Annotated in this window: 19 protein-coding genes; 13 read left to right on the forward strand and 6 right to left on the reverse strand. The window is 67.2% G+C overall.

Annotated features, from left to right (window positions below; translation table 11 throughout):
* The first annotated feature begins 1 nt into the window (after position 1).
* Both AAFF27_05760 and AAFF27_05765 read left to right on the forward strand, forming a co-directional pair.
* Positions 2–1,270, forward strand: a complete 1,269-nt coding sequence (locus AAFF27_05760) for a sigma-70 family RNA polymerase sigma factor (protein XAH24696.1) — start codon at positions 2–4, stop codon at positions 1,268–1,270.
* A gap of 96 nt (positions 1,271–1,366) precedes the next feature.
* The gene (locus AAFF27_05765) at positions 1,367–3,739 is read left to right on the forward strand and encodes a TonB-dependent siderophore receptor (protein XAH24697.1); all 2,373 of its coding nucleotides are present in this window, start codon (positions 1,367–1,369) and stop codon (positions 3,737–3,739) included.
* 18 nt (positions 3,740–3,757) lie between these two features.
* Here the strand turns inward: AAFF27_05765 and AAFF27_05770 are convergent, their stop codons facing one another.
* On the reverse strand, positions 3,758–4,345 hold the full coding sequence (locus tag AAFF27_05770) for a YqiA/YcfP family alpha/beta fold hydrolase (protein XAH24698.1): 588 nt from the start codon (positions 4,343–4,345) through the stop codon (positions 3,758–3,760).
* Between the two features lie 48 nt (positions 4,346–4,393).
* On the opposite strand from AAFF27_05770, the gene rodA reads away from it, so the two are divergent.
* The 3 genes from rodA to tldD all read left to right on the forward strand — a co-directional run bounded on the left by rodA (position 4,394) and on the right by tldD (position 8,525).
* On the forward strand, positions 4,394–5,548 hold the full coding sequence (gene rodA / locus AAFF27_05775; protein ID XAH24699.1) for a rod shape-determining protein RodA: 1,155 nt from the start codon (positions 4,394–4,396) through the stop codon (positions 5,546–5,548).
* Positions 5,549–5,819: 271 nt separating this feature from the next.
* Complete coding sequence (locus AAFF27_05780) at positions 5,820–7,031, forward strand: MFS transporter (protein ID XAH24700.1); 1,212 nt, start codon at positions 5,820–5,822, stop codon at positions 7,029–7,031.
* A 33-nt stretch (positions 7,032–7,064) separates the two neighbouring features.
* A complete protein-coding gene (gene tldD / locus AAFF27_05785) occupies positions 7,065–8,525 on the forward strand; it encodes a metalloprotease TldD (protein XAH24701.1) in 1,461 nt (486 codons plus the stop codon).
* 157 nt (positions 8,526–8,682) lie between these two features.
* Here the strand turns inward: tldD and AAFF27_05790 are convergent, their stop codons facing one another.
* Entirely contained in the window at positions 8,683–10,524 is a 1,842-nt protein-coding gene (locus AAFF27_05790) for a phosphatase PAP2 family protein (protein XAH24702.1), read from the reverse strand.
* A 130-nt stretch (positions 10,525–10,654) separates the two neighbouring features.
* Positions 10,655–11,719: a hypothetical protein gene (locus AAFF27_05795; GenBank protein ID XAH24703.1), complete on the reverse strand. Its 1,065-nt coding sequence runs from the start codon at positions 11,717–11,719 to the stop codon at positions 10,655–10,657.
* Positions 11,720–12,120: 401 nt separating this feature from the next.
* On the opposite strand from AAFF27_05795, the gene AAFF27_05800 reads away from it, so the two are divergent.
* Positions 12,121–13,254 carry a 3-deoxy-7-phosphoheptulonate synthase gene (locus AAFF27_05800; GenBank protein XAH24704.1) on the forward strand — a complete coding sequence of 378 codons (1,134 nt, stop codon included), beginning with the start codon at positions 12,121–12,123 and terminating at the stop codon, positions 13,252–13,254.
* 58 nt (positions 13,255–13,312) lie between these two features.
* Here the strand turns inward: AAFF27_05800 and mpl are convergent, their stop codons facing one another.
* Entirely contained in the window at positions 13,313–14,689 is a 1,377-nt protein-coding gene (gene mpl, locus AAFF27_05805; protein XAH24705.1) for a UDP-N-acetylmuramate:L-alanyl-gamma-D-glutamyl-meso-diaminopimelate ligase, read from the reverse strand.
* 152 nt (positions 14,690–14,841) lie between these two features.
* On the opposite strand from mpl, the gene AAFF27_05810 reads away from it, so the two are divergent.
* The 7 genes from AAFF27_05810 to AAFF27_05840 all read left to right on the forward strand — a co-directional run bounded on the left by AAFF27_05810 (position 14,842) and on the right by AAFF27_05840 (position 20,929).
* Positions 14,842–15,429, forward strand: coding sequence for a hypothetical protein (locus tag AAFF27_05810; protein ID XAH24706.1), 588 nt, complete (start codon positions 14,842–14,844; stop codon positions 15,427–15,429).
* A gap of 14 nt (positions 15,430–15,443) precedes the next feature.
* Positions 15,444–16,025, forward strand: coding sequence for a TlpA disulfide reductase family protein (locus AAFF27_05815; GenBank protein XAH24707.1), 582 nt, complete (start codon positions 15,444–15,446; stop codon positions 16,023–16,025).
* 163 nt (positions 16,026–16,188) lie between these two features.
* Positions 16,189–16,641: an acetyl-CoA carboxylase biotin carboxyl carrier protein gene (gene accB / locus AAFF27_05820; protein XAH24708.1), complete on the forward strand. Its 453-nt coding sequence runs from the start codon at positions 16,189–16,191 to the stop codon at positions 16,639–16,641.
* 19 nt (positions 16,642–16,660) lie between these two features.
* A complete protein-coding gene (accC, locus tag AAFF27_05825) occupies positions 16,661–18,010 on the forward strand; it encodes an acetyl-CoA carboxylase biotin carboxylase subunit (protein XAH24709.1) in 1,350 nt (449 codons plus the stop codon).
* A 134-nt stretch (positions 18,011–18,144) separates the two neighbouring features.
* Complete coding sequence (prmA, locus tag AAFF27_05830) at positions 18,145–19,035, forward strand: 50S ribosomal protein L11 methyltransferase (protein XAH24710.1); 891 nt, start codon at positions 18,145–18,147, stop codon at positions 19,033–19,035.
* A gap of 37 nt (positions 19,036–19,072) precedes the next feature.
* The gene (locus AAFF27_05835) at positions 19,073–20,203 is read left to right on the forward strand and encodes a DUF3426 domain-containing protein (GenBank protein XAH24711.1); all 1,131 of its coding nucleotides are present in this window, start codon (positions 19,073–19,075) and stop codon (positions 20,201–20,203) included.
* A gap of 171 nt (positions 20,204–20,374) precedes the next feature.
* Complete coding sequence (locus AAFF27_05840) at positions 20,375–20,929, forward strand: adenine phosphoribosyltransferase (GenBank protein XAH24712.1); 555 nt, start codon at positions 20,375–20,377, stop codon at positions 20,927–20,929.
* Between the two features lie 105 nt (positions 20,930–21,034).
* Here AAFF27_05840 and AAFF27_05845 read toward each other — a convergent pair whose 3' ends face one another.
* Positions 21,035–22,465 carry an alkaline phosphatase D family protein gene (locus AAFF27_05845; GenBank protein XAH24713.1) on the reverse strand — a complete coding sequence of 477 codons (1,431 nt, stop codon included), beginning with the start codon at positions 22,463–22,465 and terminating at the stop codon, positions 21,035–21,037.
* Between the two features lie 25 nt (positions 22,466–22,490).
* The gene (locus AAFF27_05850; GenBank protein XAH24714.1) at positions 22,491–23,075 is read right to left on the reverse strand and encodes a MotA/TolQ/ExbB proton channel family protein; all 585 of its coding nucleotides are present in this window, start codon (positions 23,073–23,075) and stop codon (positions 22,491–22,493) included.
* Between the last annotated feature and the right edge of the window lie 28 nt (positions 23,076–23,103).

The raw sequence follows: 23,103 nt of genomic DNA on the forward strand, positions 1-23,103 counted from the left end.
CATGAGCACGCCGGCCCCGTTATCCCTTCTTGACGAATTCCCCCGCCAATACGATGCGCTGGTGCGCTTCCTGCGCAACCGCACCGGCAGTAGCGACGAAGCGCGCGAGATCGCGCACGACACGTGGTTGCGGCTGGCCGAGCCCGCTGCGGATGGGCAGGCGCCCGTTGTGCCGGTGCAGGATGCGCGTGCCTATCTCAGCACCGTCGCGGCCCACCTCCTGCTCGACCGCTACCGGCGCGCCAGCTGGCTGCAGTGCCACACGCAGGACAGCGCGGCCAGCGGCGCCATGGCGTCGCACGTGCCCGATGTGGCCGACGGTCTCATGTACCGCCAGGCGCTCGCCGCCGTCGAGGCCGTACTGGCCGCGCTGCCGCAACGTGCCCGCGGCGCCTTTGTCGCCCACCGCGTCCACGGGGAAAGCCAGGACGCCATCGCGCAGCGGTTTGACGTCTCACGCAATACGGTCGAGCGCGACCTGATCCTGGCGGCCGACCGCATCGAGGCCGCGCTGCAGCGCTGGCGTGGTGATGCGCCGCTCGTGCAGCGCCGGGGCCGTCGCCGGGGGCTTGCATCCTTCCTGGCGCTGGCGGGCGTGACGGTTGGCGGCTCGCTGCTGTGGCGGCACCTGAGCCGCGAGGCGCTGCGGTGGCAGGCCAGCCTGGTGGCGCGCGGCAGCAGCCTGAGCCAGCCGCTGCCTGACGGCTCCATGCTTGCGCTCGATGTGAAAAGCCGGATCGAGTTCGCCTACGACGCCCAGCGCCGCAGCGCCCGTTTGCTTGCCGGCGCTGCCTTCTTCGACGTGCAGCACGACACCGCACGTCCCTTCGTGGTGGAGGCGGCAGGGGTCACCGCCACCGTGCTGGGCACGCGCTTCGGCGTCGAGATCGAGCCGCGTGGTGCCGTGCTCGTACAGGTCGAAGCCGGCCGGGTGCGGGTGGAGCGCCCCGGTACCACCGCCGTGGTGCTCGGCGTGGGCCAGGGCCTGCGCGTGCTGCCCGACGGCCAGGTGCAGCCCGCGAATGGCGCCGCCGCGTCGTGGCGCAACGGGGTATTGCACTTCGATGCCGTTCCGCTTGGCGAGGCCGTCGAGCGCCTGGCGCGCTATGCGAGCTTCGAGTTGCACACCGATCCGCGTGTGGCATCGCTGCGCATCAGCGGCACCGTCGAAACCGCCCACCTGAGCGATTGGCTGCAGTCACTGCCTGCCGTGCTGCGAGTGCGCGTAGCGCAGGAGGAGGGCGGCGGTGTGCGGATCGTCGCTCGGTAACGAAAGGGCAGAAAAACTTTCAGGAATCGGCAATCTGGTTCGTCCAGCAGGTTGAGAGCCTTCTTCCAATCTGACTTATCTGAGGACGTTTCCAGCATGATTCCGGACTTTCCCTCCCGCCGCCACGCCGTGGCCCGGGCTGCCGTGGCCTTGGGCCTGGCGCTGCAAATCCATTGCGCAGCCGCCCAGTCGCGGGCCTTCGACATTCCGGCCCAGCCGCTTGCGCCCGCGCTCGCCACCCTGGCCGCGCAGGCGGGCCTGCAGCTCGCGTTCGCTCCAGATCTGGCGGCTGGCCGGCAGTCGGCCCCGCTGCGCGGCAGCTATGAGTTGGCTGATGCGCTGCGCGCCCTGCTGGCCGGCAGCGGCCTGCAGGGGCGGGTGCAAGGGCGCACGCTGGTGGTGGAGCCGGTGGCACCGGCGGCCCGGGCGCTGGGCGAGGTGACGGTGAGCGCCGAGGCCGAGCGCAGCGGCGCCACTGAAGGCACAGGCTCCTACGCTGCAGGCAGCGTTGCCAGCGCCACCGGTCTGAATCTTTCGCTGCGCGAAACACCGCAGTCGGTCAGCGTGGTCACGCGCCAGCAGATCGAGGACCAGGGCTACATCACGGCCGATGACGCCCTGGCCAGCGTGACGGGCGTTCATGGGCTTGCCTGGGATACCAAGCGAACCTATTACTGGGTGCGCGGTTTCTCGGTGGACCGGGTTTCCTACGATGGCGTTGTCAGCAATTCCTTCAGCGGCGGCAGCTATGGCGACACGGCGCAGGACCTGGAGTTCTACGACCGCATTGAAGTGGTGCGTGGCGCCACCGGTTTGCTGACCGGCGCGGGCGAGCCCTCGGCCACCATCAACTACGTGCGCAAGCGCGCCAACAGCAAAAAGTTCGAGGGCCATGCCGGCGTCAACATCGGCTCCTGGGGCAACCGCCGGGGCCTCGTGGACTTGTCCACGCCATTGACCGCCGACGGGACCGTGCGCGCGCGATTGGTGGCCGTGGCCCAGGAGAAAAAATCCTTCCTCGACTACTACAAGGACAGCAAGCGCGCGCTCTACGGCGTCGTCGAGGCCGACATCACCCCGCAGACGCGGCTGTCGCTAGGCGCGGAGTACCAGAGCGACAAGCCCACCGGCGCGACCTGGGGCGGTCTGCCGCTGCTCTACAGCGACGGCACACGCACCAACTGGTCGCGCTCGCTGAACGAGGCGCCCCGCTGGGCGTACTGGAATAGCACCAACCGGGCCGTGTTCACCGACCTGGACCATCAATTCGACAATGGGTGGAGCCTCAAAGGCAACCTCACCTACCGCGAAATGAACTACGACACCAAGCTGCTCTACCTGCTGGGTGACGTGGACCGCCAGACCGGGGCGGGGCTGGTGCCCTATGCCTGGAAAGGCGACAGCACCCAGCGGCAGATCACCGGCTCTTTGCAGGCCACTGGCCCGTTCTCGCTGCTGGGGCGTGAGCACGAACTGATTGTGGGCATCAACAGCGGGCGGCGGCGTGCGCAAGACAACGATTGGAGCGCCGCCAATGTGGCGGCCATCGACGACTTCCGGCAATGGAATGGCTCCTACCCCGAGCCCACCTGGAGCAGCAACCCGCCCGGCGACACCACCCACACCCGCGAGAACGCTGCCTATGTGGCCGCGCGCCTGTCGGTGGCTGATCCGCTGAAGCTGATCCTGGGTGGGCGCTTCACCAGTTGGCGCAACACGGTCGCCGGCGAGACGAGCGCCCACCAGAAGTTCGTGCCCTACGCCGGTGCCGTATATGACCTGGGCCGAGCCCATTCCGTGTACGCCAGCTACACCGAGATTTTCAATCCCCAGAACTACCGCGACGTCAACCGCAACTACCTCAACCCCACCACTGGCACCAACTACGAGCTTGGTGTGAAGGGCGCATACCTGGACGGGCGCTTGAACGCCTCGGTCGCTGTCTTCAAGACGCACCAGGACAATGTCGCGGTGCAGGACGGGACAAACCTGGTGCCAGGCAGCACCAGCTATGCCTATGTGGGCGCCGATGGCGTGAAAAGCCGCGGCATCGAGGCCGAGGTGGCAGGTGAGCCGCTGCCAGGTCTGAACCTGACCGCCGGCATTTCGCGCACCCTGGCGAAGAACCCGGATGGCTCGGTCTTCTCTCCCTATCTGCCCAAAACCCTCTTCAAGGCGGGCACGTCCTGGAGGTTGCCTGGTGCATGGCAGCGTCTCACCGTAGGCGGCAACGTCCGGTGGCAGAACCCCACCAGCGCCGATATCACCGTGGCATCGGGCACCTACCGCTACGAACACGCCTCGTTCGCGGTCGTTGGCCTCATGGCACGCTACGACGTCTCGCGGCAGTTGTCGGTGCAGCTGAATGCCAACAACATCTTCGACAAGAAGTACTGGGCCTACTACTCCAGCCAGGGAACCTATGGTGATCCGCGCAACTTGCTGGTGACGCTGAACTACAAGTTCTGACCTCGAAAGCCACACCGCTCAGACCAGCTCCAGGAAGCCGCAGACGGCGTCGATATGCCGCTCAAAATCCGAAATCGCGTGGTCGCCACCCGGCAGCACGGTGCGCGTAGCGCCGGCGTAGCGGGCGGCCATCTCGCGCCAGTCCAGCACCTCGTCGCCCTGGGTGATGAGGGCGTATTGGCGGGCCGGATCGGCCAGCGGGGGCACTTGCAGCGCGCGCAGCTCGTCGACGAATTCCGGGGCGAAGTAGAAGTGCTCTTCCGGCGCATGCCAGGCGGTCTGCTCGCCGATGTAGCGCGCCAGGTCGCGTGCCGGCTCCACCGCCGGGTTCAGCAGCACGGCCTTGGCGCAGCCGCTGTGCGCCTGCACCCAACTGGCATAGAAGCCGCCAAGCGAGGAGCCCACCACGGCCATCGACGCCGCCGGCCAGCCGGCGATGCCTGCGGCGACCATCTCCATGGCCGCGCGCGGCGAGGGCGGCAGTTGTGGGCACCACCAGTGCACCTGCGGGTGGCGCTGGGCCACGCGCGCGGCCATGAGCCGCGCCTTGGCCGACTGCGGCGAGGAGCGGAAACCGTGTAGATACAAGAGATGGGTGGTGGACATAGGCGGTGCTGCGGGCAAATGCGGTTGCGCCCGCAGGATAATCGCCGGATGTCCGCCGTATTCGACAAGCCCTCCTTCGGGAAGAGGCTGCTTCCACTGTTCCAGGGTTTTGACGGCTGGCTGGCGCTGGCCGTGCTGCTGCTGTGTGCCGCAGGCCTGACGACCATGTATTCCTCTGGCTACGACCACGGCACGCGTTTTTACGACCACGCGCGCAACATGCTGATTGCCGGCAGCATCATGTTCGTGGTGGCCCAGGTGCCGCCGCAGCGGCTGATGAGCTTTGCCGTACCGCTCTACCTGGTGGGGGTGGCGCTGCTGGTGGCGGTGGCGGTGTTTGGCATTACCAAGAAGGGCGCGACCCGCTGGATCAACCTGGGCATCGTGATCCAGCCCAGCGAGATCCTGAAGATCGCCATGCCGCTGATGCTGGCCTGGTGGTTCCAGAAACGCGAGGGCCAGTTGCGGCCGCTGGACTTCATGGCGGCGGGCCTGCTGCTGGTAGTGCCGATCGGGCTGATCATGAAGCAGCCGGACCTGGGCACATCGCTGCTGGTGCTGGCCGCGGGGCTGTCGGTGATCTTCTTTGCCGGGCTGTCGTGGAAGCTGATCCTGCCGCCGGTGCTGATTGCCGCCGTCGGCATTGGCCTGGTGGTCTGGTTCGAGCCGCAGCTGTGCGCCCAGGGCGTGCGCTGGTCGGTGCTGCACGACTACCAGCAGCAGCGCATCTGCACCCTGCTGGACCCGACCAAAGACCCGCTGGGCAAGGGTTTTCACATCATCCAGGGCATGATTGCCATCGGCTCGGGCGGCATCTGGGGCAAGGGCTTCATGGCCGGCACGCAGACGCACCTTGAATTCATCCCCGAGCGCACCACCGATTTCATCTTTGCCGCCTATTCCGAGGAATTTGGCCTGCTGGGCAATGCGCTGCTGTTGCTGGGCTTCTTGTTCTTGATCGCGCGCGGCCTGCTGATTGCACTGGAGGCGCCCACGCTGTTCTCGCGCCTGCTGGCCGGCGCCATGACCATGATCTTCTTCACCTACGCCTTCGTGAACATGGGCATGGTCAGCGGCATCCTGCCGGTGGTGGGCGTGCCGCTGCCCTTCATCAGCTATGGCGGCACGGCCATGGTCACGCTGGGGCTGGGGCTGGGGATCTTGATGTCGATCGCGCGGGCGCGGCGGCTGATCCAGTCGTGAGAACGTGCCTGCCATCTCTATGGGGCCGCGCAAGTGTCTTTGCGGGATGGGATGCAAGGCGCGGTGCGCAGCCAATAGCTCGGCTATTGGCAAGCGCCGCAACGCCGCAGACCGCCCGCAAAGGCGCTTGCCCGAAGGGTTGGAGTGAAATCGGGCGATTGAGCGCCCCGGCCCCTTGCATGGGCATGAGCCCATGCGGCGGGATCCGGGCCACCCACTCATCCCGATTGCACTCCAACGCGATCCCCATACAGATGGTAGGCACGTTCTAATGTCGCGGTCTTCTACGGTTGCGGCAATCGCCGCGCTGACGGGCGCGCTTGCCCTGAGCCAGTTCTTCCGCAGTTGCCTGGCGGTGATCGCGCCCGAGCTGTCGCAGGATCTGCAGCTCACGCCGGTGACCTTTGGCGTGCTGTCGTCCGCCTTCTTCCTGTCTTTTGCCGCGGCCCAGTTGCCGGTAGGGCTGGCCTTTGACCGCTGGGGCGTGGGCCGGCCTACCGCCGCGCTGTTGGCGCTGGGCGTGGCGGGCGGTCTGTTGTTTGCCTGGGCGCCCAGTGGCCCGGCCGCCATGCTGGCGCAGGCCGCATTGGGCGTGGCGTGTGCGCCGGTGTTCATGGGGCTGATCCACTACGCATCAGAGCACCTGGGTGAGCTGCGCTTTGTGCGCGTGGTCGGGGTCTCCAACGCCATTGGCATGGTCGGCGGCTTGTGCGCTGCAGCGCCGCTGGGCTGGGCCGCGCATGCCTTTGGCTGGCGCCCATCCATGCTGGTGGCCACGGCCTGCATGGCCGCTGCCTGCCTGGCGGTGCGCCGCTGGGTGCGCGACAGCGGCCATGCTGACGCCCGCGCTGAATCGCCCGTGGCCATGCTGCAGGCCTCGGTGGCGCTGCTGAAGATCCGCCCGCTCTGGACCTTGATCCCGCTGTGCCTGGCGATGGCGGCGGGCACCAGCTTGCGCACCGCGTGGGGCGGGCCTTACCTGGCGGGCGTGTTTCAGCTGGATGCGGTGGCGCGCGGCATGGCCATTACCGTGGTGAGCGCGGCGGCAATTGCCGCCGCTTTTTTGCTGCCGATGTTGGCGCGGCGCTGGTCGCTCAAGACCACGATCCAGGGCTGGACGCTGCTGTCGCTGCTGACGGCCGTGCTGCTGGCGGCCTGGCCGGCGCTGGCGCTGCCGCTGGATCTGGCGCTGCTGTCCATCATGTGCACGGTGGGCACGCTGCATCCGATTTTGATGGCGCAGGGCCGCGGCATGCTGCCGCCGGCCATGCGCGGGCGCGGCCTGGGGATACTGAACAGCTTCGTGTTCCTGGGCTCGGCCCTGGTAGCCACGGGCTTTGGCTGGATCGCCGAATGGGGCCAGCACTACGGGTTGGCACCGGCTGCCACCTTTGGCTGGATATTCCTGGCCGCGGCCCTGCTGCTGGTCTTTGGCGCCGTGCCTTACGCCTTCAGCCCGGCGCGGCCATCGCCGCCTCAATAGGTGGTCCCGGAGCCAAGTGCCTAAAATCCGTCCATGATCTCCCGCGAACCCACCCTCGAACGCCTTGCCATTGCCCAGCGCCTGTTGCTGGAGCCCTTTGGCCTGGACGAATCCCACCTGACCCGCGCGCTGAATGAAATCAAGGCGCACAAGGTCGACGATGCGGACCTGTACTTCCAGTACACCCGCAGCGAGGGCTGGAGCCTGGAGGAAGGCATCGTCAAGACTGGCTCCTTCAGCATCGACCAGGGCGTGGGCGTGCGCGCGGTGAGTGGCGAGAAAACAGCCTTTGCCTATTCCGACGACATCTCCGAGGCCTCGCTGCTGGATGCGGCCCGTACCGTGCGGTCGATTTCGGCGGCAGCCAAGGCTGGTAAAAAGAAGATTGCTACCAAGAAGATAGCGGGCAGCCGTTCGCTCTACCCAGAGGTGGACCCGATCGCCTCGCTCGACAGCAATGCCAAGGTGGCCTTGCTGGGCAAGGTCGAGGCCCGCGCCCGCGCCAAGGACCCGCGCGTGGCGCAGGTCATGGCCGGCCTGGCGGCCGAGTACGACGTAGTGCTGGTGGCGCGCGCCGATGGCACGCTGGCGGCCGATGTGCGGCCGCTGGTGCGCCTCTCGGTCACGGTGATCGCCGAGCAGAACGGCCGCCGCGAGATCGGCTCGGCCGGCGGCGGCGGGCGCTTTGGCCTGGCCTACTTCGACGACGCGCTGATCAACGACTATGTGGACGACGCGGTGCGCCAGGCGCTGGTCAACCTTGAGTCGCGCCCGGCACCCGCCGGCGAGATGACGGTGGTGCTGGGCTCGGGCTGGCCCGGCATCCTGCTGCACGAGGCCATCGGCCACGGGCTGGAGGGCGACTTCAACCGCAAGGGCTCGAGCGCCTTCAGCGGCCGCATCGGCCAGCGTGTGGCGGCCAAGGGCGTGACCGTGCTGGACGACGGCACCATCGCCGACCGCCGCGGCTCGCTCAACGTCGATGACGAAGGCAATGCCAGCCAGCGCAACGTGCTGATCGAGGACGGCATCCTGAAGGGCTACATCCAGGATTCGATGAACGCCCGCCTGATGGGCGTCAAGCCTACTGGCAATGGCCGGCGCGAGAGCTACGCCCACATCCCCATGCCGCGCATGACCAATACCTACATGCTGGGCGGCGACCGCGACCCGCAAGAGATCATCGCCAGCATCGACAAGGGCCTGTACGCCACCAACTTCGGCGGCGGCCAGGTCGACATCACCAGCGGCAAGTTCGTGTTCTCCGCGAGCGAGGCCTACTGGGTCGAGAAGGGCAAGATCCTGTACCCGGTCAAGGGCGCGACCATCGTTGGCAGCGGCCCCGAGTCGCTGAAGAAGGTCACGCTGATCGGCAACGACATGGCGCTGGACCCAGGCGTTGGCACCTGCGGCAAGGAAGGCCAGAGCGTGCCGGTGGGTGTCGGCCAGCCGACGCTTCGCATCGAAGGGCTGACAGTAGGCGGCACGGCCTGATACGGCTTCGCAATCAAAGCGATAACGGCGTTGCTTTGCCTTGCCGTGCTAAAGCACTGTCTGCGGCTTCGCGCCTTGTTCTCACTTTGATTGCAAACCCGTAGAGCGGCAGCAGCTTCTTCTGCACGCGGGCGGCCTTGGCCGCCCGTTTTCTTTGTCAGGCGCCGAAGCGCAGTTGCACGCTGCTGCCGGTGTAGGTCACGGTCGCCGGCACGTTGCCGCCGACCTGGACCGAGGCAAAGCCGCCAATGATGCTGCCGGCATTCAGCACCGTGAGGGTCTGGCCGGCGCTGGGCTGGTAGCCGCTGGCAAAGCTGACCTTGAGCGTGCCGTTCAGGTAGGCGTTGCCCGCCACCACCATGCTGCCGCCGTTGCTGCCCAGCACCAGGTTCAGCGCGCCGTTGGCAAGCTGGGTGTACTGGCCGGCCAGTGCCAGCGCGGTGCTGGAGGCGGTCTGCACCGCGCCGCCCGACACATAGACATCGCCCTTACCAAAGGCATTGGCAGAGCCCGCCACCAGGCTGCCGGCCTGCACCTCGGTGCCGCCGCTGTAGCTGTTGGCGCCGGCCAGCGTGAGCGTGCCCGTGCCCTGCTTGGTCAGCTTGCCGGCGCCGGCAATGCTGTTGCGCCAGGTGTCGCTGGCGTTGAAGCCGCCCTTGCTCGCGTCCATGGCCACCGTGGCATCACCGTTGAAGGCGCCATAGCCGTCGGCGGCGGCCACCAGGTTCAACCGGCCCCAGCCTTCGCTGTCGCCCAGCACCGGGAAACCTGATGTCAGCCCGGTCGTCTTGAGCACCACACGGCGCTGCGATGCGTCGAGGTAGGGCAGGCGGGTTTCCAGCAGCACTTCGGCGCCCTTGGGCACGGCCGGCGCAACCGTGGTTGAGGCAATCGCCGGGAAGCCGTAGCTCAGCCGCTGCAGGAAGAGCGCGCGGTTGGCGCTGGCGTCGGCCCAGGCGTCGGTCGCGGTGGTGGCGCTGTGGGCATAGGTGAACAGGCTGTTGGCGTCGGTGCCGGTTTGCGCCTGCAGGTAGCTTTGCGCTTGCGCATAGGCGGCGGCCTTGGCCGTGGCGTTGGCGCTGTCGTTCAGGATGGCCGCGGCCAGCGCGGTGCTGAGCATGCGCCCGCCGATCACGTCGGTGGGCGAGTGCATGCCGGCAATGATGCGGTTCTGGCCCAACTGCGAGGCGCGCGTCAGCATCTCCTGGTAGCGCTGCGGCACGGCGTAGGCCAGCGCGAAGGACGCCAGGTAGCCGGCATTGGTGTGGCCGCTGGGGAAGCCGCCGTCGGTCGCGGGCGTGGCGCTGATGGCCGGGCGCAGCGTGGGGATCACGATGCTGGTGTCGTTCAGCCAGCGGAACGGGCGCATGTACTGGTAGAAGGTCTTGCCCGGCGTGGTGGACGAGTAGTTGCCGCGCAAGGTGTTGATCAGCGTGACCACGTTGCCCAATGACGAGCCGGTGTCACCAGCGCCGTTGCCGCCGTCGCTGTAGAGCACGCTGGTGGCATCGGCCGCCACGCTGGTGATGGTGGTCGTGGCGCCCGAGCCCGCCAGGTAGGCCGGCAGCAGCGGGCCCAGGCCGCTCAGCACGCTGTAGTTCTGGCTGCGGCGGTCGTCCAGGTAGGCGGCGTCTTGTTCGGCCTGGGTGCGGCTGGCGGCAATGGCCTGGTTCTGCTGGATGTTGGCGCTGAGGATGGGCGCGCCGATGGTGGTGGCGGTGCCGTTGTTCCAACTGCTGCCCGGCGTCCACAGGGTCAGGAAGTCCGACAGCAGGCGCAGCCCGGCATTGCTGCTGACGGTGGTGTTGGCGCTCACGCTGGTCTGGTAGGTGTCGACGAAGGCGGTGCCGCTGGGGACCGGTGCCGTGTCCACTGCGCCCAGGCCGGCGGGCGCCGCGGGTACGGCCGGTGCACCGTCGCCGCCTCCGCAGGCGGACAGGGCCAGGGCCGACAGCAGGGCCAGGACGAGGGGGCGGCGGGCGAAGGTAGGAGCGGGCATGGGGGCGTCGGGTAGATCGAGGGAGCTGCTGCTGGCATACGCCGGCGCAACCGCCGAAATCTAGGGGGCGCCTGTGACATCTCCATGAAAAAAGCCCGGCGGTGCCGGGCTTCACTGGTGCGGGGTGCGCTCAGCGCAGGTTTGAGCCGTGAGCCGGTGTATAGCCCGTCGTGGACACCGTGTCCGGCAGCGGGTTGCGCAAGGTCAGCAGCCTTCCATGCTGGCGGCGGAAGCCGGCAGCACCGGCACCGGCGGCCACGATGGCGCTGATCAGCAGCACCAGCAGCGTGCCCCATGAGCCCTTGGCCACATTCGAGGCCGCCGTGGCGCCGGCTTCGCGGGCGGTTTGCTCGGCCTGGGCCTTGGCGTCGGCGATCTTGGCGGCGGCCTGGTTGTAGGTTTGCTCGTAGTTGTCGGCGATCTGCTGGGCCTCGTCGCGCGTCTTGCCGGTGCGGGCCGCGATGATGTTGACCAGTGCGTCCTTGTCGGCGGCGTTCAGCGTGTTGCTGCCGCGCTGCAGCACGCCGCTCAGCCAGTCCTTGGCGTCGGTGTCGGCGGATTGCGGGTTGGCGGCGGTGCTGGCGGCCTGGGCCTGGCCCGAGTCCACGGCGTCCTGGGCCTGCGACTTCAGGTTCTCGGGCTGCAGCTCGACCTTGCCGGTCTGGCGCAGCAGCGTGTCCAGCTGCGACTGCAGGCTGCCCGCATCCAGCGAGATGCCGGCCTGGTTCAGCTGGCCCTTGATGGCATCGCCAATGGCCGGCCCGGCGGCAGACGCGCCGGCGCTGGCCACCGACCCGGCCACGTTCAGGCCGGTCTTGGCGGCGCTGCCGGCCAGGCTCAGTGCGCCGCCGGTGGCGCTCACCAGCAGGTAGACCGTGGCGAGCGTGGTCAGCGCCCAGGCCAGCAGGCCGTGCAGCGCGCCTGAGCGGCGTGACAGATAGCCCGCAACAAAGCCACCGATGGCAATCGCCACCAGCGTCGTGAGGCCGGCCCAGATGCCGGCCCCGACGCCAAAGTTGCTGAAGGGGTTGCGGTCACCGATGGGATCGATGGCCGAGGCACCGATGGCTGCGCCCAGCACCGACAGCACCAGGTAGGCGATCAGGGATAGCACCAGCCCGGCAAAGACCGCGCCCCAGGAAACGGTGGCGGTCCAGGACGTTGGCTCGTCGGCGTACGCAGCAGTGGTGGTCATAGCGGCTCCAATGGATGAATGGATGAAATGGTCGCCGCCGGTGCTGGCGCATTCCGGCTTCTCCTGGGCGACTGCGGGTGAAGTTAGAAAAAAATAGCCAGCGCTGGCGTCGTCGTCGCAGCCGGCCCGCCGTAGGACCGCTTCGACACTGGCTGAGGGCCGGTTTCCCGTGCGGCGCCCGATCTGTGCTAGATTGCGCACCTTATGTCTCTGCGCGCCGCTTTTTACTTTTACTTTTGGTTCTCTGTCCCAGGCGGACGAGAGGCGAGCGCGTAAGCACCCGACACACCTCCCGAACTAAACCGCCGCAGCTGCAAAGCCCGGCGGTTTTTTTTGGCCCCGACATTCCCAGTCCCCCGATCCACCCGCCTTTCCCACGATTGTTCCGAAGGAGCCTCCCGATGAATGCAGCCGTATCCCAGCCCCAGGCCTCGACCAGCGAGCCTTGGTATGCGCACGTCGACAAAACCAGCCGAACCGACGACGAACGCATCAAGGACATCACCGTGCTCCCGCCTCCAGAACATCTGATCCGCTTCTTCCCGATCCAGGGAACGCCGGTGGAATCGCTCATCAGCAACACCCGCCGCAACATCCACAACATCATGGCCGGCACCGACGACCGGCTGCTGGTGGTGATCGGGCCCTGCTCCATCCATGATCCGGCCGCCGCCGTGGAATACGCGCGCCGCCTGAAGGTCGAGCGCGACAAGCACGCCGGCACGCTGGAGATCGTGATGCGCGTGTACTTCGAGAAGCCGCGCACCACCGTCGGCTGGAAGGGCCTGATCAATGACCCCTACCTGGACGAGAGCTACCGCATCGATGAAGGCCTGCGCATGGCGCGCCAGCTGCTGATCGACATCAACCGCGCCGGCCTGCCCGCGGGCAGCGAGTTCCTGGACGTGATCTCGCCCCAGTACATCGGCGACCTGATCGCCTGGGGCGCCATCGGCGCGCGCACCACCGAGAGCCAGGTGCACCGCGAACTGGCCTCGGGTATCAGCGCGCCGATCGGCTTCAAGAACGGCACCGACGGCAACATTCGTATCGCCACCGACGCCATCCAGGCGGCCGCGCGCGGCCACCACTTTCTGTCGGTGCACAAGAACGGCCAGGTCGCCATCGTGCAGACCGAGGGCAACCAGGACTGCCACGTCATCCTGCGCGGCGGCAAGGCGCCCAACTACGACGCGGCCAGCGTCGCCTCGGCCTGCGCCGACCTGGAAAAGGCCGGCCTGCCGCCCACGCTGATGGTCGACTGCAGCCATGCCAACAGCAGCAAGCAGCACGAGCGCCAGAAGGTGGTCGCCGCCGACATCGCCGCGCAGATCGCCGGCGGCTCGCGCAGCGTGTTCGGCGTGATGGTGGAAAGCCACCTGCAGGCCGGTGCGCAGAAGTTCACGCCCGGCAAGGACGATGCCGGCGCGCTGGAATACGGCAAGAGCATCACCGACGCCTGCATCGGCTGGGACGACTCGGTCGAAACCCTGGCCCTGCTGGCTGATGCCGTGGCCCAGCGGCGCAAGGCCTGAAAAAGGAATTTTGAAGAAAAGTGGCTAAAGCCCAGGTGTATCCTGGGTTTCTAGCTATCTATTTTGAAGCGAGTGCCGCCAGCAGCCTGGCGTGCACGCCGCCAAAGCCGCCGTTGCTCATGCACACCACGTGGTCGCCGGGGCGCGCTGCGGCCAGCACCTGGGCCAGCAGCGTGTCGATATTGCCGGCGACCTGCGCGCGCGCGCCCATGGGCGCCAGCGCGGCGGCCACATCCCAGTCCAGTCCGGCGACGTGGCAGAAAGCCAGATCGGCCGCTTCCAGGCTCCAGGGCAATTGCGCCGCCATGGCGCCCAGCTTCATGGTGTTGCTGCGCGGCTCGAACACCGCCAGGATGCGCTCGCCCTGCGGCAGGCGCCGGCGCAGGCCGTCCAGCGTGGTGTGGATGGCGGTCGGGTGGTGGGCAAAGTCGTCGTAGACGGTGACGCCACCAGCCGTGCCGCGCACCTCCATGCGGCGCTTGACGTTGGCAAAGCCGGCCAGCGCAGCGGCCACATCGGCCGGCGCCACGCCCAGGTGCTCGGCCGCGGCGATGGCGGCCAGTGCGTTGTGCTGGTTGTGCACGCCGCCGAGCGCCCATTCGACCCGGCCCACGCGCTGGCCTGCGCGCAGCACGTCGAATGCGTGCGGCTCGCCATCTGCGCTGAAATCGCTGTCTTTTGCGCCAAAATTGCGCACTTCGCTCCAGCAGCCCTGGCGCAGCACGCGCTGCAGGCTGTCTTCGGTGGCGTTCACCACGATGCGGCCGGTGGCGGGTACGGTGCGTACCAGGTGGTGGAATTGCCGCTCGATCGCTGCAAGATCATCAAAGATGTCGGCGTGATCGAACTCCAGGTTGTTCAGGATCGCGGTGCGCGGCCGGTAGTGCACGAACTTGCTGCGCTTGTCGAAGAAGGCGGTGTCGTACTCGTCTGCTTCGATCACAAAGGGCGCATCAGCCGGCCCGAGCCGGGCAGAAATGCCAAAGTTCTGTGGCACGCCGCCCACCAAGAAACCCGGCTGGCGCCCAGTGGCTTCCAGCACCCAGGCCAGCATCGAGGTGGTGGTGGTCTTGCCATGCGTGCCTGCCACCGCCAGCACATGGCGGCCCTGCAGCACCTCTTCGGCCAGCCACTGCGGGCCGCTGGTGTAGCGGGCGCCGGTGTCGAGGATGGCTTCCATCAGCGGGAATTTAGGCGTGCCGTCGGCCAGGCGCGCCCGGCTCACCACGTTGCCGACCACGAACACATCGGGCGCCAGCGCCAGTTGCTCGGCACCAAAACCTTCGACCAGATCGATGCCCAGTGCGCGCAGTTGGTCGCTCATGGGCGGGTAGACGCCGGCGTCGCAGCCGGTGACGCGGTGGCCCGCCTCGCGTGCCAAAGCCGCCAGGCCGCCCATGAAGGTGCCGCAGATGCCGAGAATGTGGATGTGCATGGGTTGGCATTCTAGGTTTTAGAAAAATAAGGCCCGAAGTCCAGGCGCTGCCTGGGCTTGCAGCTATAAATAAATGAGCATTTGCTGCGTTGGCCGTGCTGTAGCGCCGGCTTGCGGCGAGAATGAAGCTTGTCGACCAAGGAATGACCACCATGGACACGCTCAAAGCCGAGATCGCCGCGACCGCAGCCCGGCTCGTGGTGGAGGAGGGATTGGAATATGGCGCCGCCAAGCGCCGTGCCCTGAAGCTGCTCGGCCTGCCGGCCCGCAGCGCATTGCCTGACAACGAGGCAATGGAGGACGCGGTGCACGGCTACATCCAGATCTTCTGCTCCGACACGCAGCCGGAAGAACTGCGCAAGTTGCGCGCGCTGGCCCTTGTCTGGATGCAGCGCATGGCGGAATTCCGTCCCTATCTGGGCGGCGCCGTGTGGCACGGCACGGCCACGCGGCGCTCTGATATCTACCTGCAATTGTTCTGTGACGACTGCAAGTCCGCCGAAATCGCGCTGATCGACCACCATGTGGACTACGAGCCGCAGACCGTGACCGGCCTGCACGGCGAACAGGTCGAGGCGCTGACCCTGGCCGTGCGCTCACGTGAACTGGGCGAGATCGTGGGGATACACCTGCTGATCTACGATCTGGATGATTTGCGCGGCGCCCTGCGGCCCGATGCACGCGGCCGCGCACCGCGCGGCGACATCGCCGCCGTGCAAGCCTTGTTGACGAACGACTGAATTTTCATTTCCGCATGACTGAACCTGACCACGCCCCTGTTCCCGTTGTTCTGGAGGGGGCGCATTCGAGCCGGCGCTGGCTGCTCGGCTCGGCCGCCGTGGTGGCGCTGCTGGCGGGCGCGGGGCTGTCCTGGCGCCGCTATGCCACATCTGCTGGCGCTGCTTCTGGCGATACCGCCGATGCGCTGTGGCAGCAAAGTTTCGAGACACCGGCCGGCGCGCCGCTGGACCTGCAAGCGCTGCGTGGCCGCCCGCTGCTGGTCAACTTCTGGGCCACCTGGTGCCCGCCTTGCGTCGAAGAGTTGCCCATGCTCGACAGCTTCCACCGCGAGCAGGCCGGCCGTGCCGGCGCCGCCTGGCAGGTGCTGGGCGTGGCGGTGGACCAGCCCTCATCGGTGCGCCGTTTTCTGCAGAAAACGCCGGTGGCCTTCCCCATCGCCATGGCCGGGCTGCAGGGCACGGACCTGTCCAAGACTTTGGGCAATACGCAGGGCGGTCTTCCCTTTACGGTTGCTATCGGTCAGGATGGGGCGGTGCTGCACCGTAAAATGGGCCAGCTCAGCCACGACGATCTGGCCTCCTGGTCCAGGGCCTGAGCCCACGGCGGCCCCTTGCGGCCGCTTTGTTTCATGTTCCTTTCTCGTTCTTGTCCTTGGGATTTACGAGAAATTGGGTCCAGAAGCTCGAACTAAGCCCGAATTGGAGTAAATTCGCGCTCTGTTTTTTACACGCACCTTACACGTGCCCGTCGGAGCCCCCATGGACCTGCGCAAGCTGAAAACCTTGATCGACCTCGTATCAGAGTCGAACGTCTCGGAACTGGAAATCACCGAAGCCGAGGGCAAGGTCCGCATTGTCAAAGGTGGCGGCGCCGTGGTGCCGCAGTTCATCCCGGCACCGGTGCTGGCACCGGCCGCTGCAGCGGCTCCTGCCGCAGCCGCCGCGCCCGCCGTTGCCGCTGCACCCGAAGTGCCGGCTGGCCACATCGTCAAGTCGCCCATGGTCGGCACGCTCTACCACGCTGCCAGCCCGGGCGCCAAGGCCTTCGTGGAAGTGGGCTCCCAGGTCAAGCAGGGCGACACCATCTGCATCATTGAAGCCATGAAGATCCTCAATGAGATCGAGGCCGACAAGAGCGGCACGATCGTCCAGATCCTGGCCGAGAACGGACAGGCCGTCGAGTACGGCCAATCGCTGTTCGTGATCGCTTGAGGCCGGGCGGATACGCTTCATGTTCAAGAAGATTCTTATCGCCAATCGTGGCGAAATCGCCCTTCGTGTCCAGCGCGCCTGCCGCGAAATGGGCGTTACCGCCGTCATGGTGTACTCCGAGGCCGACCGCGACGCCAAGTACGTCAAGCTGGCTGACGAGGCGGTGTGCATCGGCCCGGCGGCGTCGCAGCACTCGTACCTGAATATGCCAGCCATCATTTCCGCTGCGGAAGTGACCGACGCCGAAGCCATCCACCCCGGCTACGGTTTTCTCAGCGAGAACGCCGACTTTGCCGAGCGCGTGGAGAAGAGCGGCTTCCAGTTCATTGGCCCCACGCCCGAGTCGATCCGCATCATGGGCGACAAGGTGTCGGCCAAGCAATCGATGATGAAGGCCGGCGTGCCCTGCGTGCCCGGCTCTGAAGGCGAGCTGCCGGACGACCCTGTCGTGATCAAGCGCATCGCCAAGTCCATTGGCTACCCGGTCATCATCAAGGCCGCAGGCGGCGGTGGCGGGCGCGGCATGCGCGTGGTCCACACCGAGGCTGCCGTGATCAACGCGGTGCAGATGACCAAGGCCGAGGCCGGTGCTGCCTTTGGCAATCCGGCCGTGTACATGGAGAAATACCTCCAGAACCCGCGCCACATCGAGATCCAGATCCTCGCCGACAAGCACAAGAACGCCGTCTACCTGGGCGAGCGCGACTGCTCCATGCAGCGCCGCCACCAGAAGGTGATCGAGGAAGCGCCAGCGCCAGGCATCCCGCGCAAGCTGATCGAGCGCATTGGCGAGCGCTGCGTGGCCGCCTGCAAGAAGATTGGCTACCGCGGCGCCGGCACCTTCGAGTTCCTCTACGAAGACGGCGAGTTCTACTTCATCGAGATGAACACCCGCGTGCAGGTGGAGCATCCGGTGACCGAGCTGATCACCGGCATCGACATCGTGAAGACGCAGATCCTGGTCGCCGCTGGCGAGAAGCTGCCTTTTACGCAGCGCCAGGTGCAACTGCGCGGCCACGCCATCGAATGCCGCGTCAACGCCGAAGACGCCTACAAGTTCACGCCTTCGCCTGGCCGCATCACCACCTGGCACCCGCCGGGCGGCCCCGGCGTGCGGGTGGATTCGCATGCCTACACCAACTACTTCGTGCCGCCGAACTACGACTCGATGATCGGCAAGATCATCGTGCACGGCGATACCCGCGAGCAGGCGCTGGGCCGCATGCGCACGGCGCTGCTGGAGACGGTGATCGAAGGCATCAACACCAACATCCCGCTGCACCGCGAGCTGATGGTGGACGCGCGCTTCCAGGAAGGTGGCACCAATATTCACTACCTGGAAGAGTGGCTGGCGCAACACAAAAGGTAAAGCTCGCCCCCAGGCTTGCTCGCTTCGCGTAGCCGCCAACCCCCTACCGGGGGCAACACCTGCGGCCCGGCAAAGCCGGTTCTGCGGTGTTCTTGGGATTGGGATGCGCCATGGCGCGGTGGAAATAGAGATCTATGTTTGAACTACGCCTGTTGGCGCCCGAGGAACGCATCGAGTCGATCAGCGATGCGCTGGATGCGCTCGATGCCTTGTCCGTCAGCGTCGAGGACGCCGACGCCCAGACCGATGCCGAGCAGGCCTTGTTCGGCGAGCCCGGCATGCCGCCGCCCAAGGATGGCTGGCAGCGCTCGCGGGTGCTGGCGCTGTTCCCGGCCGAGGCCGCTGCGCGCGAGGCTGCGGCACTGCTGTCGGCGCAGGACTTCTTTGCCGACTGCCAGGTGCTGGACGTGGCCGAGGTGCCCGAGCAGGACTGGGTGCGCCTGACGCAGTCGCAGTTCGCGCCGGTCGAGATCACGCCAGATTTCTGGATCGTGCCGACCTGGCACGAGCCGCCGGCGCAGGCGGTGCACGTGATCCGCCTGGACCCGGGCCTGGCCTTTGGCACCGGCACGCACCCGACCACGCGCATGTGCCTGCGCTGGATTGCGCGGCAGCCCGCGCCGCTGGGCCGCGTGCTGGATTACGGCTGTGGCTCGGGCATCCTGGCCATTGGTGCGGCCAAGTACGGCGCGGCAGAGATCGACGCCGTCGATATCGACGACGCTGCGGTGCAGTCCACCCTGCAGAACGCCACGGCCAATGCCGCCGCCCTGCAGGCTGGCCTGCCCGACCAGGCGCGCGGTGTCTATGACACGGTGCTGGCCAACATCCTGGCGACGCCGCTCAAGGTGCTGGCGCCGCTGCTGTGCGCCTATGTCGCGCCAGGTGGCGCGCTGGTGCTGGCCGGCATCCTGGCGCGCCAGGCCGAAGAGCTGCAGGAGGCCTATGCGCCTTACCTGGCGCTGGAAGTGGCCGACACCGAGGACGGCTGGATCCTGATGACGGCGCGCCGGGCCCCGGCATGAGCCTGGCCGGCTAGGCCGTCCCTACAATGGCCCGCGCATGAGCCTCATCACACGCTGCCCGGCTTGCGGCACGATGTTCAAGATCGTGCCCGACCAGCTCAGGATCTCTGAGGGCTGGGTGCGTTGCGGCCACTGCACCGACATCTTCGATGCCTCGCGCCATCTGCAGTCGCGCGAGGAAGTGGCCCAGGCGGCGGCAGACGGCTCTTACATCGATGCTGATGCGGGCTTCGACCAGGGCACCGCAGAAGACCCGGCACCCGCCGCCGAGGCCGACGCGCCGCCGCCATCGCCCCCACCTGTACCGCAAGCCGAACCACCTGCGGTCTGGGTGCGCCGGTCGGTCGCCAACACGCTGTTGCGCCGTACGGCTACCGGCGCGCCGGTTGAAGACGATGCGGCACTGGACGAGATTCCCGACGAACCGCAGGCGTCCGAACCAGCCCCCGTGCCTGAAGACGAAAGCGCCGCGCCACCGGTGCCGGTGCTGAGCGAGGACGTGCCCTCGGCGCTGCTGCTGCAGACCGCCGATACCGACATGCCGCAGAGCATGCTGTACGAGCCGGCCTTTGCCGTGCCGACAGCGCCGCTGGCGGGCACGGCGGAAGAGGCGGCCGAGCCGGACGAGGACGAAGACGCGGTACTGCAGCAACTCGGTTTCGTGCGCGATGCCGAGCGGCGCGCCTTCTGGCGCCGGCCGGCGGTGGTGGTGGCGTCGCTGCTGGTGTGCGCGGGCCTGCTCCTGCTGCTGTTGCTGCAGGCCGGCCTGCAGGAGCGCGACCGCATTGCCGCCATGGCGCCCTCGCTGCGCCCGGCGCTGGCGGCGTTGTGCGCGCCGCTGTCCTGCTCCGTGGGGCCGCGCCGGCAGATCGACGCGGTGGTGATCGAGGGCTCGGCCTTCAACAAGACGCGCGGCGATCTCTACCAGTTCAGCCTTGACCTGCGCAACACGGCCCACACGCCGCTGGCCATGCCGGCGCTGGAGCTGACGCTGTCTGACGCTGATGGCCAGCCGCTGGTGCGGCGCGTGCTGATGCCAGAAGAGTTGCGCGCGCCCACCGTGCTGCCGACGCGCGGCGTCTGGAGCGGGGTGCTGCCGGTGCAACTGCAAGAGCTTCCGGGCGGCGCCCGTGTGGCGGGCTATAGCCTGCTGGCCTTCTATCCCTAGTGTCGCGTCAAGCATGATCTGCCGGCGTGCACTTGCCCTCACCGCGCATCGCCGCGTTGCAGTCCTTGCCCAGGCTTCAGCCTGGGCTGCGGCCTACGCCTTGCGCTGCACGCCGATGGCTTCGCGCACTCCCGTCACATCACACTTGACGCGACACTAGAGACGACCACCATGCCCCATAGCAACATCCGAGACTACCTTCGCCGCCACATTCGCACCGTGCCCGACTGGCCGGCGCCGGGCGTGCAGTTTCGCGACATCACGCCGCTGCTGCAGGACCCGAAGGTGTTCCGGGTGCTGATCGATGCCTTTCTGCACCGCTACATGGACCGCGCCATGCGGCCCGACGTGGTGGCCGGGCTGGACGCGCGCGGCTTCATCCTGGGCGCGGTGATCGCCTACGAGCTGGGCGTGGGCTTTGTGCCGATCCGCAAGAAGGGCAAGCTGCCCTTCACCACGGTGGAAGAAACCTACGAGCTGGAATACGGCAGCGCCACGGTCGAGCTGCATGCCGATGCGGTCAAGCCCGGTGACCGCGTGCTGTTGGTGGATGACCTGATTGCCACCGGCGGCACCATGATGGCCGGCAAGAAGCTGCTGGAGCGCCTGGGCGCCACGGTGACCGAGGGCGCGGCCATCATCGACCTGCCGGAGCTGGGCGGCTCGCAGCGCTTGCGCGACAGCGGGCTGCAGCTCTTTACCTTGCTGGACTTCGACGGCCACTAAGAAGAGGTGTCCGCTGTAGCTATTAAATAGATAGCTATTAGCCCAGGCTGCGCCTGGGCTAAAGGCATATTTGGCTAATATTTTCCAGGCGCAGGCCGGCCCGCCTCAGGCCGCCTGGGGCGCGGCCAGTTCTGCCGCGCTGGCCTTCCATTCCCAGACCAGGGCGCCGGTATTGCTCTTCAGCTCTATGCGCAGTTCACGTGCCTTGGCCGGCCCGCTGGCGGTGATGACGGCGTAGTTGCGCTGCGGGTAGAGCGTGCCGGGCGCGAGGTCCGGGTTGTCGAGCTCGGCCTGGTCGATCTTGGCTGGCGGGCTGGAGGTCAGTGCCGAAGTCGTCAACTCGTACAGCGGGTACAGGCCGGGCCGCTCGATGCGCAGCAGTTGTGCGAAGTGGCGGTCGCCGCTCAAAAACACCACGCCGGGAATCTTGCGCGCCTCCAGCCAGTTGCGCAGGCGGGCTTCCTCGGCCGGGTAGTGGGTCAGGCAGTCGAAGCGGCTGGTCTTGTTCCAGAACTGGCTGCCACCGGCCACGAGCTTGAAGCGCGCGCGCGATGACAGCAGGGCGCCCTGCAGCCAGCGCATCTGGGTGGGGCCGAACATGGTCTTGTCCGGGTCGTCCTCGGGCCAGGTGTCGGGGGCGCGGCTGCTGCGGTCGTCGAGCATGAAGATGTCGATGTCGCCCACGCTGACCATGCCGTAGGTGCCGTCTTGCTGCGGGGCGAAGGGCGTGGGCCAGTAGCGGTCGAACATGGCGCGGGTCCAGCCGCGGTTGACGAAGGTGGCGTTGCTGTCGTTGGGCCCGAAGTCATGGTCGTCCCAGATCGCCACGTGCGGGCTGGCCTGCCACAGCTTGCGCAGGGCCGGGTGCTCGCGGTAGAAGCGGTAGCGCTGGTTGATGCCTTCCAGGCTGGTCCATTCGGGCTCGCGCAGGTAGATGTTGTCGCCCAGCCAGAGCATCAGGTCGGCGCGCTCGGCCGCGATGCAGTCGAAGATTTCCTCGCCAGCCCCATAGGGCGTGCCCGGGCGGTCGAAGCGGCCGTCGTTCAGGTAGGCGCAGGAGCCGGTGGCGATGCGCACCGTTGGCGGGTCGCCGCGCCACTGCCACAGGGGCTGGGTGCGGAATTCGCCCTGTGCCAGCACGGTGGATTGGCCGGCTTGTGCGCTGCGCACGGTGTAGCGGTAGGCCGTGCCGGGCTCCAGGCCGGCCAGGCGCAGCGTGGTGGCGTAGTCCTCGCGCGGGTCGGGTTGCACGCGCAGGCGCTGCACCGGCGCGCCGCCGGTCTGCGGCGTGCACACCACGTCGAAGGTCTGCGAAGAGCGGGCCTGCAACCACAGCGACATGCTCTGTTGGTCGCAAAAGCCGTGCACCACGTTCAGGGCCGGGCGCTTGGCCTGGGCCGCAGGCAGCGCCAGGGCGGGCGAGGCGGCTGCGGCGATGGCTGCCGTTGCCATGGCGTCGCGCGCGGCGAACAGCGCGGCCCGGCGCGCCGGCAGGGCCGGGCGCTCTTTCAAGGAACCAAGATCTGGCAATCCCATGGCGTGTGTCCTTGGAGCCCTGGGTTCAGGCCTTGCCTGAGTCAGCGTTCTCGAGCGCGATGACCTTCAATTGTTCGTTGATACGCTCGACGCGCTCGTTGAACCAGTTGTTGAACACCAGGCCGATCACCGCAATGCCGATGCCGGCGCCGGTGGCGATCAGCGCCGTACCGATGCCGCGGCTGACCGCCTGGGGATCAGACGTGCCCGCGGCGGCCAGCGCCGTGAACGTGTCGATGATGCCCAGGATGGTGCCAAGCAGGCCCAGCAGCGGCGACAGCGTGATGGTGGTGTCCACCAGCCACAGCATGCGCCGCAACAGCGGCTGCTGCTTCAGGTAGAGCGCCTGCACCTTCATCTCGATGTTCTCGCTGCTGGCGCCCTTGATCAGGCGCACGCCATTGAGCATGCGGGCATGCGGGGCTTCGTTCTCTTGCAGCTCCTTGTCGAGTGCGACGGTGTCGCCCTTGCTGAGCAGGCCCAGCAGGCGTTTGCGGGAGCGCTCGACATAGTTGAAGTAAATGCCGCGCTCGATGATGACGGCCACTGCTGCGGTCAGCAGCACGGCCATCGCCCACAGCACGATGTCGTGAATGAAATTGAAGTTCATGGAATCTCTGGAGAAAAAAGGCCGGCGA

The sequence above is a fragment of the Xylophilus sp. GW821-FHT01B05 genome, assembly GCA_038961845.1.
In the GTDB taxonomy this organism is placed as follows: Bacteria; Pseudomonadota; Gammaproteobacteria; order Burkholderiales; family Burkholderiaceae_C; genus Xylophilus.